We start from the raw sequence: 12,840 nt of genomic DNA, 5'->3' as shown, positions 1-12,840 counted from the left end.
CATGACCGATACGACAGCCGGGCGTGTGCCGGTGGCGGGCTGGATGGGATTGGGTGGTGTTGCACCACGTACTGCTGTTTCTGCGTCTGACAACTATGACAATATTCCAGCCGATTTACCCTCGGGCTTCTGGACTCATGCTGTCAGCGGTGGCCCATATGCTTACACATTCACCCTGTGCCAGGACGGTGGAGCGGTTAGAAATAGCCGTCATCTGATTATCCCTTCCAGCCCCACAGGTAAGATTGCATTTCGCTGGGATGGTGCAACAGGGACGGGCAGCAAGGATTACCAGTATTTTTATACCGACAAGAACAAACCAACAGCTGAGGATGTTGATGCGCTTCCGCTGAAGGGCGGCACGGTGACGGGCGAAATTACTGGTGCGTACACCGGGACGTTCATGTGGAATGACCAGTACAATACCAAAGCCCCGTTTTATCACGATTTCACCTCTGTCGGGACCAGTGAATACCATCCTCTTATCAAACAACGTGCACGCCTGAGCAGTAACGCATGGGTATTCACGCAGGGAGTTCTGGTCAGTGGAACGGATTTAACCTGGCATCTGTACATGCGGGGTAGCGCTGGACAGGATATTCACCACTATTGGGACACCAAAGGAAACTACTACTGTCCAGGCCAGGTTGTCCCTGGAAATTACACCAATTTTGACAGCCGATATCTCGGTAAAAGCAGCACATTAACGCGACTTGGTGCTCAGGTTGTAGTTGATGTTCCCAACCATCAGACAGTAAGTGCTCCGGCAGGGTGTGTTCAGTCAGCGGTGCGTTGCGGCAGTGATGGTGCTTTAACCGGGATGGGCTACCGCCCGCTTCAGGCGCTGGTAAATGGCTCCTGGGTAAACGTTCAGAGCCTTTAAGGAAACTCGATGGAAAACTATAAAAACTTCTCTCCTTACCAGCCTGAAAGCGCGCCGGTAGAAGTGCTGGTACTGCCAGACGGACGGCCAGCAGTGATGACATGGCTGCGTGATGAAGAGGGCAACGACTGGTATGACGTTCAGCAGAACTTTGCTGATGACACCCTTAAAGTACTGTATGACGGCAAGGGCATCATCTGCTGTTTCAGCAATGACGTCACTGAGCTTAACCCGGTTAACATGTCAGTTGCGGAAGTGGGTGCAGAAGACCTGCCAGAGGGAGCACTTGATAGCCTGACGGACGGCACCTGGTGTTATCTCGATGGCCGGATTCAGAAATACCAGCCTACACCTGATGAACTGCAGGAGATTGCTAAACAGCTGAAGCGTAAACTGCAGGCAGAGGCTGAGTGCGTCATTGCGCCGCTCGAGCGTGCTGTTAAATACGGTATGGCAACCGAAGAAGATAAATCCCGTCTCGAAGACTGGGAGAAGTACAGCGTCCTGCTGACACGTATTAAACCGGAAGACGTGCCGGATAAGTGGCCGGAAAAGCCTGAATAAAAAAAGGCGCAACAGCGAGGAGACTGTCATATGCGCCTGCAAGTAAAACAAAGTTACGTTAGGGATGTGGCGCAACACCCCCATGCAAGAAGTGCTGCGCCGTGTCCGGGAAACCTGCCAGGAACACCGGACAGGTTAATAATCAGAATGGGAGTGTTATTTGGCAAGAAAAAAAATGGTGGTGGCGCGAACCTGAAAAACGATAACGATGCAGTAATGGGACTCAGGAAGGCGCCACCATTGAGAGTGGCGGTGCAGTTGCTGTGATAACCGCTCTTCGGAAAAGCCAGGTTAAACTGCACCGCCGTGTCTGGAAACCGATGAAAGAAACCAGATAAATGAGATAATCGTAACGGGAATTAAGAAAGTCAACAGTGGATGGTGATGCGGTTTTGGCTGGTGGAGTAAGTTACCCGCAAGTCGATTCAGGTTTATATCCGAAACGTTCTGCATAGAAATTCTGCACTCTCCACCGTACAGCATTAACCAGATGAAGTATTTCCTCTTCTTCTCGGCTGGCAGGGGACCGAAATAAGTTGTGTATGTTGTTTATTAGATCTAATGCGCTGCTTATGCTTTCGTTATTCATAAATAAATCCATTTGTGGAGGCGGTGCATTTTGAGGATGAGCGACTCCTCGGAAAGAGTTTAGGTTCAAAAGCACCGCCATTGAGGTTGGCCCAGCGCTCACTTGCCTGCAGGTGCTGCGCAGTTGTCAGCGCTCCTGTACTTACGATGTCATCGTCAGTACGGCAGGCGATCCGAACAAGGCCAAATTCAATAACAAATGTAACTATTTGTAAGTTTGGGGTGTTGCAAGGCTGGTGATGGGTAAAGATGAGTTCGCGTCTTGTGAGTCGGTTTTTAGTAAAGCATGGAGTAAAAAATAATCAGGCTCGTTGTGAAACGAGCCTGTAGTACACTAACTGGAGTATAAGTTAGTACGGTGATATAGGCGTTTGTACCCAAGTGCATTTTTCAGGCGGTGCTTCAATGAATACCAAGTTATTAGTAGCCCCCGCTGTCATGTGAAGGTTTGCGTGATATGGGTCATTGAGCAGCCACTGGCTGGCATTATGGCCAGTTGTCAAGTTTTTGTAAGCGATAAGGTCATGAGGCGAAACGCACCGACCTTCCTTTAATGAAGCATTTCCATTGTCTGCGATGATGTGAGTGTCGGACTTTGGATTGTATAAGCAGTGCGTTGCCTGATACTCATCCCCAAGACTCCTTTCGTCTATGTTTACTTCCCATACTCCAATACTTGTATCCCCAGAAAAAAAATCATCGCTGGATATAAGCTGAAGCTTTCCATCTTTAACCACAAGCATGTTATGTGGGTAGGCTCCCTCAAGGGAGTAATAATATTGACGTATTGAATTTGTCATTTTTATCCTCAGTTACTGTTAGGTGAAGAAAGTGATGGAATCAAATCGCGGTATAAAAAATGATGAAAAAATCTTTAATACAGAACCGCTATGTCGGATAACCATCATGCACACGACCCTTAAATACTCCGAACGGAATGAAGGTAAGTCAACGCCTCACTAAATTTCTTCTATTTTAATTCCCTTAGAAATAACCTCGAAATCCCGAATTGACGGGCTTTTGTGTGAAAACATGCTGTATGTATGCACAGTAATATTCTTAGGGGGAGATATGCCACGGATGTATGAAATTGAATCAGCGTTTCGCCAGGCCATAGTGATAGAGCAGAACGGGCGAAGAACCGTCACCACTGAGTCTTTTGTTGAGAACCTCAGAAAAGTGAACTGGGATTTGACCCTGAGGGAGGCGAATGTCTGGATCGAAACCTACGTAACTACCTTCAAAGATATCTCTGAGCAGGAAGGAGAGGACCGGACGTTCCAGCTGTTCAACCCGAACGGAGGGTTGTGACATGGGGAATTATCGCTGGAAACTATACCTTACTGGGTACTGATTTTGAGGAAAGTGGCAAAATCAATTAGAAATATCTTCTCCAAAACTAATAGCTAATACATTGAAAATACAGATGATTAATGAACACAAAGAATCCCCAGAATTTAGTCCTGAAAAGGCAGTATCTTATTGATTAAAATGTAAAAATCTTGCATCTGATGACTCTTTGAAGTGCTAAGAGATCAAAATATAGACAATGAATGTGATTTCTGCTTTTTTGCCGTTGGTTGACTTCAGTGGAGGATTGGCTACCGGAAGTTTGGTTGGCCGGTGATCTTCCGATAGTGCGAATATTGAATGGTAACCAGCCGCGCGCATTTTACCAGCAGATGATCAACAGGCAACGTTTGGATAACGACTGCTTGCAATTTTGGTGGCAGCGGTTATCGCAAAGGCAGCTTCTTTGAAAAAACGAGGGGAGGCAAGCTCCCACTTACCGCCTTTGTGGATAAATAATAAATAGTCCTGGATGGTGTCAGCATCCCGGACAACAGCAAAAGTCAGCATGTCGTCGGAAGCTTTTGGCAGCTAATTGTCAGGTGGGAAGTAGATACGCGCTCCCGAGATGATCATGTTGTCCATGCGCATTATTCTTCCACCAGCCACATATCGGCTTCTTCAAACATTTCCTCCAGCATGCGGTTCAGCTTTTCCTTGTCGCTTTTGCTGGCATCACTATTCAAGCCGTTCGCCTGCATCGGCTTCACCTTCACTTCAGCATCAGGGAAAATCTGGTGCACCCGCTTCGTCAGTTCAGCTAGGATAATCTCTCTAGCACCAGCTAACCCCTCAACATTCCGCTTGTCATAAACCAGTTCAACGAACATAACCCCACCTGTTTTTTACTGTTTGGATATACAGTATTTATACAACAGAGGTTTTGTCTGTCAAGGCGTCCAATGTGAACAATTAAGGTTTTGGGGAAGTTATGGCAGAGTTTTGATAACTGCTATGCCTTGTAACACCGATGGTGACTGATGTTGGCTTGATTCAGGCATGGGGCATGGATGGGGCAAAAGTGGTCTGTGAAGTTCGTTAAAGTTCGCAAATCTCGCTTTGCATCGATCTCGCTCATCCCTTGTTTAATGCGCTCCTGGACGATCTTTATCGATTTTAAAAACTATGAGTTCATATTATACAAATGTAGCAAAAAGGGTGTTTGTACCTGAAAAGATGAACATTCTGCATAGCGCGATCTACACAACAGGAATAGACTGGAATCGTTATTCGACAAACGATGCATAAGGTTTTCTATGACACAACAGCCACAAGCCAAATACCGCCACGACTATCGTGCGCCGGATTACCTGATTAGCGATATCGATCTGACTTTTGACCTGGATGCCACTAAAACCGTTGTGACGGCGGTAAGCCAGGTGACGCGCCAGAGCGCGACGGCAGTGCCGCTGCGTCTGGATGGTGAAGACCTGACGCTGGTCTCCCTGCATATTAATGATGCAGCCTGGACTGACTATAAAGAAGAAGACAACCAGCTGGTGATCGATAACCTGCCGGAACGCTTTACGCTGCGCATCGTGAATGAAATCAGCCCTGCCGCCAATACGGCGCTGGAAGGGCTCTACCAGTCTGGCGTGGCGCTGTGTACCCAGTGTGAAGCGGAAGGTTTCCGCCACATCACCTGGTATCTTGATCGTCCGGACGTGCTGGCGCGTTTTACCACCAAAATCATCGCGGATAAAACGCTTTATCCTTTCCTGCTCTCTAACGGTAACCGCGTGGGTGAGGGTGAGCTGGAAAACGGCCGTCACTGGGTACAGTGGCAGGATCCGTTCCCGAAACCATGCTACCTGTTTGCGCTGGTGGCGGGTGATTTCGACGTCTTACGTGACACCTTCAAAACCCGTTCTGGCCGAGAAGTGGCGCTGGAACTGTTCGTTGACCGTGGCAACCTCGATCGCGCACCATGGGCGATGACCTCGCTCATCAACTCCATGAAATGGGACGAAGAGCGTTTTGGTCTGGAATACGATCTCGACATCTATATGATTGTCGCCGTCGACTTCTTCAACATGGGGGCGATGGAGAACAAAGGTCTCAACATCTTTAACTCCAAATACGTGCTGGCCCGTACCGATACCGCCACCGATAAAGATTACCTCGATATCGAGCGGGTTATTGGCCACGAATATTTCCATAACTGGACCGGTAACCGCGTCACCTGCCGCGACTGGTTCCAGCTGAGCCTTAAAGAAGGCCTGACCGTATTCCGTGACCAGGAGTTCAGCTCCGATCTGGGCTCGCGGGCGGTTAACCGCATCAACAACGTGCGCACCATGCGTGGGTTGCAGTTCGCGGAAGATGCCAGTCCGATGGCGCACCCAATTCGTCCTGACAAAGTCATCGAGATGAATAACTTCTACACCCTGACGGTGTATGAAAAAGGGGCGGAAATTATCCGTATGATCCATACCCTGCTGGGCGAGGAGAACTTCCAGAAAGGGATGCAGCTCTATTTCGAGCGTCACGACGGCAGCGCTGCCACCTGCGATGATTTTGTGCAGGCAATGGAAGATGCGTCGAATGTGGATCTCTCTCACTTCCGCCGCTGGTACAGCCAGGCCGGTACGCCGATTGTCACCGTTAAAGACGATTACAATCCGGAGACCGAGCAGTACACCCTGACCATCAGCCAACGCACGCCGCCAACGGCTGAGCAGGAAGAAAAATATCCGCTGCACATTCCGTTCAGCATTGAACTGTATGATAACGAAGGCAAAGTGATCCCGCTGCAGAAGGGCGGTCATCCGGTACACCACGTGCTGAACGTGACCCAGGCAGAGCAGACCTTTATCTTCGATAACGTCTATTTCCAGCCGGTGCCTGCGCTGCTGTGTGAATTCTCTGCACCAGTGAAGCTGGAGTACAAGTGGAGCGATCAGCAGCTGACGTTCCTGATGCGTCACGCGCGCAACGATTTCTCCCGCTGGGATGCCGCGCAAAGCCTGCTCGCGACATACATCAAGCTGAACGTTAATCGTCATCAGCAGGGCCAGCCGCTGTCGCTGCCGGTTCACGTGGCTGACGCGTTCCGTGCGGTTCTGCTGGATGAACAGATTGATCCGGCCCTCGCGGCTGAAATCCTGACGTTGCCGTCCGCGACCGAAATCGCTGAGCTGTTCGAGACCATCGATCCTATTGCCATCGTGGCTGTGCGTGAAGCGCTGACTCGCACGCTGGCGGCCGAACTGGCGGATGAGTTCCTGGCGATCTACAACGCCAACAAGCTGGATGCGTACCGCGTGGAACATGACGACATTGGTAAACGTTCCCTGCGCAATACCTGTCTGCGCTACCTGGCCTTTGGTGAAACAGACCTGGCGAACACGCTGGTGAGCAAGCAGTATCACGAAGCGGATAATATGACCGACGCGCTCGCAGCCCTGGCGGCAAGCGTGGCAGCCGAGTTACCGTGCCGTGATGCGCTGATGCAAGAGTATGACGACAAGTGGCACCAGGATGGCCTGGTCATGGACAAGTGGTTCATTCTGCAGGCGACCAGTCCGGCAGTCGATGCGCTCAGCAACGTGCGCAGCCTGCTGAAGCATCGCTCCTTTACCATGAGCAACCCGAACCGCGTCCGCTCCCTGATTGGCGCGTTTGCCAGCAGTAATCCGGCTGCGTTCCACGCGGAAGACGGCAGCGGTTATCAGTTCATGGTGGAAATGCTGACCGAGTTGAACAGCCGTAACCCGCAGGTGGCATCACGTCTGATTGAGCCGCTGATCCGCCTGAAACGCTACGATGCGCAGCGCCAGGCGAAGATGCGTGCCGCGCTTGAGCAGCTTAAAGGGCTGGAAAATCTCTCTGGCGATCTGTACGAGAAGATTTCGAAGGCGCTGGCGTAATATAAACGTTAATCCCACCCTCTCCCTGTGGGAGAGGGCCGGGTGAAGGCATCAGGCATTAGCCGTAATCAAGGCGCGCTCATTCACACCGCGCCTCATCACTCGCTCCAGCACCTCCGCTTCCAGCTCTGCCAGTCTGGCCGATCCCACACGGCGAGGGCGTGGAATATCCACCGTCAGATCCAGACCAATTTTTCCCTCTTCTATTAACAGCACCCGGTCGGCCATGGCGACGGCTTCGCTCACGTCGTGCGTCACCAGCAGGACCGTAAAACCGTGCTCCTGCCAGAGCGAGGCAATTAAATCCTGCATCTCAATCCGCGTCAGGGCATCAAGTGCCCCGAGCGGCTCATCGAGCAGCAGCAGGCCTGGATGATGTATCAACGCCCGCGCCAGCGCTACGCGCTGTTTTTGCCCGCCAGAGAGGGCAGCAGGCCAGTCACCGGCGCGATCCTCTAGCCCGACGGCGGCCAGCGCCTGACGCGCCTCCTCCCGCCAGTGACCTTTCAGGCCCAGCCCGACGTTATCCATCACCGTTTTCCAGGGCAGCAGGCGCGCATCCTGAAACATCATGCGAGTATCATCCTGAATATTGGCCAGCGGCGTTGTCCCTGCCAGAATCTCCCCTCTATTCGGCGCTTCCAGTCCGGCTAACAGGCGCAGCAGCGTACTCTTGCCGCCGCCGCTGCGGCCGACAACGGCCACAAATTGTCCGGCGGGGATATGCAGATCCAGGGCGTTAAGAATGGTTTTGTCGCCGTAGCGTTTCGTGACGCCGTTAAGTAACAGCGGTGTCCCCTTAGTGAGTCGGGCGGTATTCATGCTTTCGCCTCCTGAGAGAAATAGGCCGGGTTCCAGCGCAGCCAGCTGCGTTCCAGCCACTGGGCGCTGACGTCAGCAAGTTTGCCCAGCAGGGCATAAAGGATAATGGCGACTACCACCACGTCCGTTTGCAGGAATTCGCGGGCGTTCATTGCCAGATAGCCAATGCCGGAGTTGGCTGAAATGGTCTCCGCGACGATCAGCGTCAGCCACATCAGGCCGAGCGCAAAGCGAACGCCAACCATAATGGAGGGCAGGGCGCCCGGCAGCAGCACGTTGATAAACAGGGCAAATCCTGATAATCCGTAGCTGCGTGCCATCTCAACCAGCCCGCGATCGATATTGCGGATCCCATGCCAGGTATTGATGTAAACCGGGAACAGCGTGCCCAGCGCCACGAGGAAAATTTTGGCGCTCTCATCAATACCAAACCACAGAATGACCAGGGGGATCAGCGCCAGATGCGGTACGTTGCGCAGCATCTGAATGGAGGTATCCAGCAACCGTTCCCCCCAGCGGGACAGGCCGCTGATCAACCCCAGCGTCAGGCCGATGCTCCCGCCGATGGCAAACCCAATCACCGCGCGCCAGGAGCTAATGGCCAGGTGCTGCCACAGCTCGCCGCTGGCACTCAGCGACCAGAAGGCTTCGATCACGCCCTCCGGAGAGGGCAGGATGCGGCTCGACAGCCAGCCGGTGGAGGAGGCCAGTTGCCAGATAAGGACAATGCCGACAGGTAAAAACCACGGGGCGGCGCGCAACAGCCATTTTTGTGAGGTGAGAGACATAGCCACTCCTTAGCTTTGCGCGACTTTACGCGGAATAAACTCGTTGGCCACGGCTTCGCCCTGAAGCTGCAGCTGGCGGGGCTGCGGAATGTCCGGGATAGCGACATCCAGATGCGGGAACAGCAGTTCACCCACTTTGTATGCCTCCTCAAGATGCGGATAGCCCGAGAGGATAAAGCTGTCGATACCCAGCTCGGCATATTCGTTGATACGCGCCGCGACGGTCGGGCCGTCACCCACCAGCGCAGTACCTGCACCACCGCGTACCAGGCCGACACCTGCCCAGAGATTGGGGCTGATCTCCAGATTCTCGCGTTTGCCGTTATGTAACGAAGCCATCCGGTGCTGTCCAACGGAGTCGGTTTTCGCAAACGCCGCCTGCGCTTTGGCGATGGTCTCATCGTCCAGATGCGAGATCAGCCGGTCAGCGGCCTGCCAGGCCTCTTCGTTGGTTTCACGCACAATCACGTGCAGGCGAATGCCAAAGCGCACCTTGCGGCCATGGGCGGCGGCTTTGGCCTGCACCTGGGCAATTTTCTCTTTCACCAGTTCAGGCGGCTCCCCCCAGGTCAGATAGAGATCGACCTGTTCTGCCGCCAGATCCTGTGCCACATCCGACGATCCGCCGAAGTAGAGTGGTGGACGCGGCTGCTGTACCGGAGGAAAGTAGAGTTTCGCGTCGCGAACATGAATATGCTTGCCATCAAAGGTGACCGTTTCCCCCTCAAGCAGACGTCGCCAGACGCGGGTAAACTCGGCGGAGGCCTCATAGCGTTCCGTATGATCGAGGAACATGCCGTCACCGGCCAGTTCCTGCGGATCGCTGCCGGTGACCAGGTTAAACAGCGCGCGTCCGTTGGAGAGCCTGTCGAGCGTTGCCGCCTGACGTGCGGCAACGGTCGGGGAAACCACGCTCGGACGCAATGCCACCAGGAATTTCAGGCGCTGGGTGACCGGGATCATCGACGCGGCGACCAGCCAGGCGTCTTCGCACGAGCGTCCGGTGGGGATCAGCACGCCGGTGAAACCGATTCGGTCTGCCGCCTGCGCAATCTGCTGCAGATAGCCGTGGTCAACCGGGCGCGACCCCTCTTCGGTACCAAGATAGTGTCCATCACCGTGGGTGGGTAAAAACCAGAAAAGATTCAGACTCATGATTTGGCTCCTTCTTTGGCTGCGGGTTGCCAGATGCGTTCGCGAATGTTCACCTGTTTTGGGACTAAGCGGTTTTGATAAAAGAGGTCGGCAGTCTGTTGTTGCAGGGCTGCGACATGTGCGTCCACCGGGATAATGGTGGTGGGTGGACGGTGGTTGAGGTAGCTCGCGATCACCACCTCCGGTAAGGCCATGGTTTTCGCCAGCAGGGTGATGCTCTCCGGGCGCTGGCTTTGCGTCAGGGTATCGGCCTCGGTAAAGGTATTCAGGACTTCCTGAACAAAGGCACCGTTTTTCTCTGCATACGGACGGGCTGCAAGGTAGAACGAACCGGTCTGTTTCAGGGTTGTGCCATCTTTCAATACCCGTACGCCGCCCTGAAGTAATGCCGCGGAGTAGTAAGGATCCCAGATAGCCCACGCGTCGACATTGCCTTGCTGGAAGGCGGCGCGGGCATCAGCCGGGGTGAGATAGACGGGCTGAATATCGGTGAACTTTAGCCCGGCCTCCTGCAGAGCGCGGAGTAGCAGGTTGTGCGAGCTGGAACCTTTCTGGAATGCGACTTTGTGACCTTTAAGTTCGGCGACATTTTTAATGGCGCTATTTTCCGGCACCAGAATCACCTCGGCTTTGGGTTTCGGTGGCTCAACGCCAACGTAGACCAGATCGGCCCCGGCCGCCTGTGCAAAGATCGGTGGAATATCGCCAGTACTGCCTAAATCGATGCTTCCAACATTCAGCGCCTCCAGCATTTGTGGCCCGGCAGGAAACTCCACCCAGGAGAATTTGGTCTGTGGGAAGCGTTTTTCCAGAAGCTGGTGGCTTTTTGCCAGCACCATACTGACGCTGCCTTTCTGGTAACCAATGCGCAAACTGTCAGGTGCCGTCTCTGCTGCATGGGTCAGGGACGAGAGTGTGAGCAGACCAGCCAGGCTGATACGGGTAAGTGTTTTAAACATGAGCGACTCCTTGTGGCTGTCCAAACGCAGGTGCCTGAATATCGCGACGGTGCAGGGCATGCCAGAATGTCTCCAGCGCAGTGTCGAGCCGGGTTTGCAGATTCGGGGTGAAATGCGGTTTGTGCTGGTAATCGATAACCTGCGAGTCATCGGCAAAAACGCCGTGCAGGATCTCCTGCGCCTTCAACGCGTTCAGTACCGGCTTCAGGGCGTAATCCACGGCCAGTAAATGGGCGACCGTGCCGCCCGTAGCCAGCGGCAACACCACTTTTCCATCAAGCGCACGTTCAGGCAGCAGATCGAGCAAGGTTTTCAGTGCGCCGGAAAATGAGGCTTTATAAATCGGGGTTGCGACGATAAGCCCGTCAGCACTTTTTAGCTGTTCAATCAGGGTTTTCAATGCCGGACTGTCAAAGCGCGCGTAGAGCAGATCCTCAGGTTCAAAGTTGTGCAGATTCCAGTGGCACACTTCCACATCCAGAGCATTAAGCCTTTCGCGGGCATATTCCAGCAGGGCGCTGGAACGAGAAGGGAAACGTGGACTTCCGGCCAGGGTGATGACGCGCATGTGTGTTCCTTATAACTAATTGTTTGCTTTTATCTAACATTCATAACAATTTTCAGGAGTGTGACACTGCGTGGTTATTCCACTAAATGATTTATCCGCAATTAAAATGCGAAAAAGCGCATAAGAAGTGTACGGGGAAGTAAACGTTTGCGTTTTACGCTGATTTTTTTGCCGCAGGTCAATTCCCTTTCCGGGCAGGATCGCACATAATCCCCTCCCGGTTTGCACACCGGGAATCCAGGAGAGTTCATGTACTACCCCTTCGTTCGTAAAGCCCTTTTCCAGCTCGACCCTGAGCGCGCTCATGAATTTACATTCCAGCAATTACGCCGTATTACGGGAACGCCGCTGGCTGCGCTGGTGCGTCAGAACGTGCCGGAAAAACCTGTGCAGTGCATGGGTCTGACCTTTAAAAACCCGCTGGGTCTGGCGGCAGGTCTGGATAAAAATGGCGAGTGCATTGATGCCCTGGGCGCGATGGGCTTTGGTTCCATCGAAATCGGTACCGTCACGCCGCGTCCACAGCCGGGTAATGATAAGCCGCGTTTGTTCCGCCTGGTCGAAGCCGAGGGGCTGATCAACCGCATGGGCTTTAATAACCTCGGCGTGGATCATCTCGTAGAAAACGTTAAAAAAGCCCATTTTGATGGTGTATTAGGCATCAATATTGGCAAAAATAAAGACACGCCGGTTGAGCAGGGTAAAGATGACTACCTGATTTGTATGGAAAAAGTCTACGCCTATGCCGGTTATATCGCCGTGAATATTTCATCGCCGAATACCCCGGGGCTACGTTCTCTGCAATATGGTGAAGCGCTGGACGATCTTCTCAGCGCCATTAAAAATAAACAAAATGAGCTGCAGGCGATCCATCATAAATATGTTCCGGTGGCGGTTAAGATCGCACCGGATCTTTCTGCTGAAGAATTGATCCAGGTTGCCGACAGCTTAGTTCGCCATAATATTGATGGTGTGATTGCGACCAATACGACGCTCGATCGCTCCCTCGTCCAGGGAATGAAAAACTGTGACGAAGCGGGTGGGTTAAGTGGACGTCCGGTACAATTAAAAAGTACGGAAATTATTCGGGCGCTCTCCGCCGAATTAAAAGGTCGCCTGCCAATAATCGGTGTCGGTGGTATCGATTCGGTGATTGCTGCGCGCGAGAAGATGGCTGCGGGCGCCTCACTGGTGCAAATCTATTCCGGCTTTATTTTTAAAGGCCCGCCGCTCATAAAAGAAATCGTTACTCATATCTAATCTTTTCTCTTAATCAGACAACCAGGGCTTTATT

At 52.9% G+C, this 12,840-nt stretch carries 13 protein-coding genes and 1 pseudogene; 6 read left to right on the top strand and 8 right to left on the bottom strand.

Annotated features, from left to right (window positions below; genetic code table 11):
• From VF709_RS20925 to VF709_RS20915, 3 genes and pseudogenes are all read left to right on the top strand, one after another.
• Positions 1-883, top strand: a pseudogene (locus VF709_RS20925) (hypothetical protein); the annotation flags it as partial.
• A gap of 9 nt (positions 884-892) precedes the next feature.
• Complete coding sequence (locus VF709_RS20920) at positions 893-1,447, top strand: tail fiber assembly protein (RefSeq protein WP_440232251.1); 555 nt, start codon at positions 893-895, stop codon at positions 1,445-1,447.
• 30 nt (positions 1,448-1,477) lie between these two features.
• Positions 1,478-1,714 (top strand): hypothetical protein, encoded by a 237-nt coding sequence (locus VF709_RS20915; protein WP_440232250.1) that lies wholly within the window; start codon positions 1,478-1,480, stop codon positions 1,712-1,714.
• Positions 1,715-2,385: 671 nt separating this feature from the next.
• Here the strand turns inward: VF709_RS20915 and VF709_RS20910 are convergent.
• Positions 2,386-2,835, bottom strand: a complete 450-nt coding sequence (locus tag VF709_RS20910) for a hypothetical protein (RefSeq protein ID WP_440232249.1) — start codon at positions 2,833-2,835, stop codon at positions 2,386-2,388.
• A 271-nt stretch (positions 2,836-3,106) separates the two neighbouring features.
• Here VF709_RS20910 and VF709_RS20905 point away from each other — a divergent pair, with 271 nt between their 5' ends.
• Positions 3,107-3,346: a DNA polymerase V gene (locus VF709_RS20905; RefSeq protein WP_440232248.1), complete on the top strand. Its 240-nt coding sequence runs from the start codon at positions 3,107-3,109 to the stop codon at positions 3,344-3,346.
• Positions 3,347-3,721: 375 nt separating this feature from the next.
• Here VF709_RS20905 and VF709_RS20900 read toward each other — a convergent pair whose 3' ends face one another.
• The gene (locus tag VF709_RS20900; RefSeq protein WP_440232247.1) at positions 3,722-3,895 is read right to left on the bottom strand and encodes a hypothetical protein; all 174 of its coding nucleotides are present in this window, start codon (positions 3,893-3,895) and stop codon (positions 3,722-3,724) included.
• A gap of 80 nt (positions 3,896-3,975) precedes the next feature.
• Positions 3,976-4,215, bottom strand: a complete 240-nt coding sequence (locus VF709_RS20895; protein WP_440232246.1) for a DinI family protein — start codon at positions 4,213-4,215, stop codon at positions 3,976-3,978.
• 426 nt (positions 4,216-4,641) lie between these two features.
• Here VF709_RS20895 and pepN point away from each other — a divergent pair, with 426 nt between their 5' ends.
• Positions 4,642-7,254, top strand: a complete 2,613-nt coding sequence (gene pepN / locus VF709_RS20890) for an aminopeptidase N (protein WP_440232245.1) — start codon at positions 4,642-4,644, stop codon at positions 7,252-7,254.
• Between the two features lie 51 nt (positions 7,255-7,305).
• Here pepN and ssuB read toward each other — a convergent pair whose 3' ends face one another.
• From ssuB to ssuE, 5 genes are read right to left on the bottom strand one after another with little or no spacing between them, the layout of a single operon-like run.
• Complete coding sequence (gene ssuB, locus VF709_RS20885; protein WP_149896596.1) at positions 7,306-8,076, bottom strand: aliphatic sulfonates ABC transporter ATP-binding protein; 771 nt, start codon at positions 8,074-8,076, stop codon at positions 7,306-7,308.
• Positions 8,073-8,864 carry an aliphatic sulfonate ABC transporter permease SsuC gene (gene ssuC, locus VF709_RS20880; RefSeq protein WP_149896597.1) on the bottom strand — a complete coding sequence of 264 codons (792 nt, stop codon included), beginning with the start codon at positions 8,862-8,864 and terminating at the stop codon, positions 8,073-8,075. Before ssuC ends, ssuB begins: the two co-directional genes overlap by 4 nt.
• Positions 8,865-8,873: 9 nt before the next feature.
• The gene (ssuD, locus tag VF709_RS20875; RefSeq protein WP_149896598.1) at positions 8,874-10,019 is read right to left on the bottom strand and encodes an FMNH2-dependent alkanesulfonate monooxygenase; all 1,146 of its coding nucleotides are present in this window, start codon (positions 10,017-10,019) and stop codon (positions 8,874-8,876) included.
• Positions 10,016-10,978, bottom strand: a complete 963-nt coding sequence (locus VF709_RS20870; protein ID WP_149896599.1) for a sulfonate ABC transporter substrate-binding protein — start codon at positions 10,976-10,978, stop codon at positions 10,016-10,018. The genes ssuD and VF709_RS20870 overlap by 4 nt, the downstream gene beginning before the upstream one ends.
• Entirely contained in the window at positions 10,971-11,546 is a 576-nt protein-coding gene (gene ssuE, locus VF709_RS20865) for an NADPH-dependent FMN reductase (RefSeq protein WP_023619892.1), read from the bottom strand. Before ssuE ends, VF709_RS20870 begins: the two co-directional genes overlap by 8 nt.
• Positions 11,547-11,795: 249 nt before the next feature.
• On the opposite strand from ssuE, the gene pyrD reads away from it, so the two are divergent.
• Complete coding sequence (gene pyrD / locus VF709_RS20860; RefSeq protein WP_013097269.1) at positions 11,796-12,806, top strand: quinone-dependent dihydroorotate dehydrogenase; 1,011 nt, start codon at positions 11,796-11,798, stop codon at positions 12,804-12,806.
• Positions 12,807-12,840 lie beyond the last annotated feature (34 nt).

It is taken from the genome of Enterobacter sp. Lyrl_3 (genome assembly GCF_051948675.1).
GTDB classification, from domain to species: Bacteria; Pseudomonadota; Gammaproteobacteria; order Enterobacterales; family Enterobacteriaceae; genus Enterobacter; species Enterobacter cloacae.
This window is presented reverse-complemented; position numbering and strand designations above follow the sequence as displayed.

Coding starts and splice junctions, on each gene's coding strand:
- pyrD (WP_013097269.1), top strand. CDS start 11,796: ATGTACTACCCCTTCGTTCGTAAAGCCCTTTTCCAGCTCGACCCTGAG.
- ssuC (WP_149896597.1), bottom strand. CDS start 8,864: ATGTCTCTCACCTCACAAAAATGGCTGTTGCGCGCCGCCCCGTGGTTT.
- ssuB (WP_149896596.1), bottom strand. CDS start 8,076: ATGAATACCGCCCGACTCACTAAGGGGACACCGCTGTTACTTAACGGC.
- VF709_RS20900 (WP_440232247.1), bottom strand. CDS start 3,895: ATGCTGACTTTTGCTGTTGTCCGGGATGCTGACACCATCCAGGACTAT.
- ssuE (WP_023619892.1), bottom strand. CDS start 11,546: ATGCGCGTCATCACCCTGGCCGGAAGTCCACGTTTCCCTTCTCGTTCC.
- VF709_RS20870 (WP_149896599.1), bottom strand. CDS start 10,978: ATGTTTAAAACACTTACCCGTATCAGCCTGGCTGGTCTGCTCACACTC.
- VF709_RS20905 (WP_440232248.1), top strand. CDS start 3,107: ATGCCACGGATGTATGAAATTGAATCAGCGTTTCGCCAGGCCATAGTG.
- VF709_RS20895 (WP_440232246.1), bottom strand. CDS start 4,215: ATGTTCGTTGAACTGGTTTATGACAAGCGGAATGTTGAGGGGTTAGCT.
- ssuD (WP_149896598.1), bottom strand. CDS start 10,019: ATGAGTCTGAATCTTTTCTGGTTTTTACCCACCCACGGTGATGGACAC.
- VF709_RS20910 (WP_440232249.1), bottom strand. CDS start 2,835: ATGACAAATTCAATACGTCAATATTATTACTCCCTTGAGGGAGCCTAC.
- pepN (WP_440232245.1), top strand. CDS start 4,642: ATGACACAACAGCCACAAGCCAAATACCGCCACGACTATCGTGCGCCG.
- VF709_RS20915 (WP_440232250.1), top strand. CDS start 1,478: ATGCGCCTGCAAGTAAAACAAAGTTACGTTAGGGATGTGGCGCAACAC.
- VF709_RS20920 (WP_440232251.1), top strand. CDS start 893: ATGGAAAACTATAAAAACTTCTCTCCTTACCAGCCTGAAAGCGCGCCG.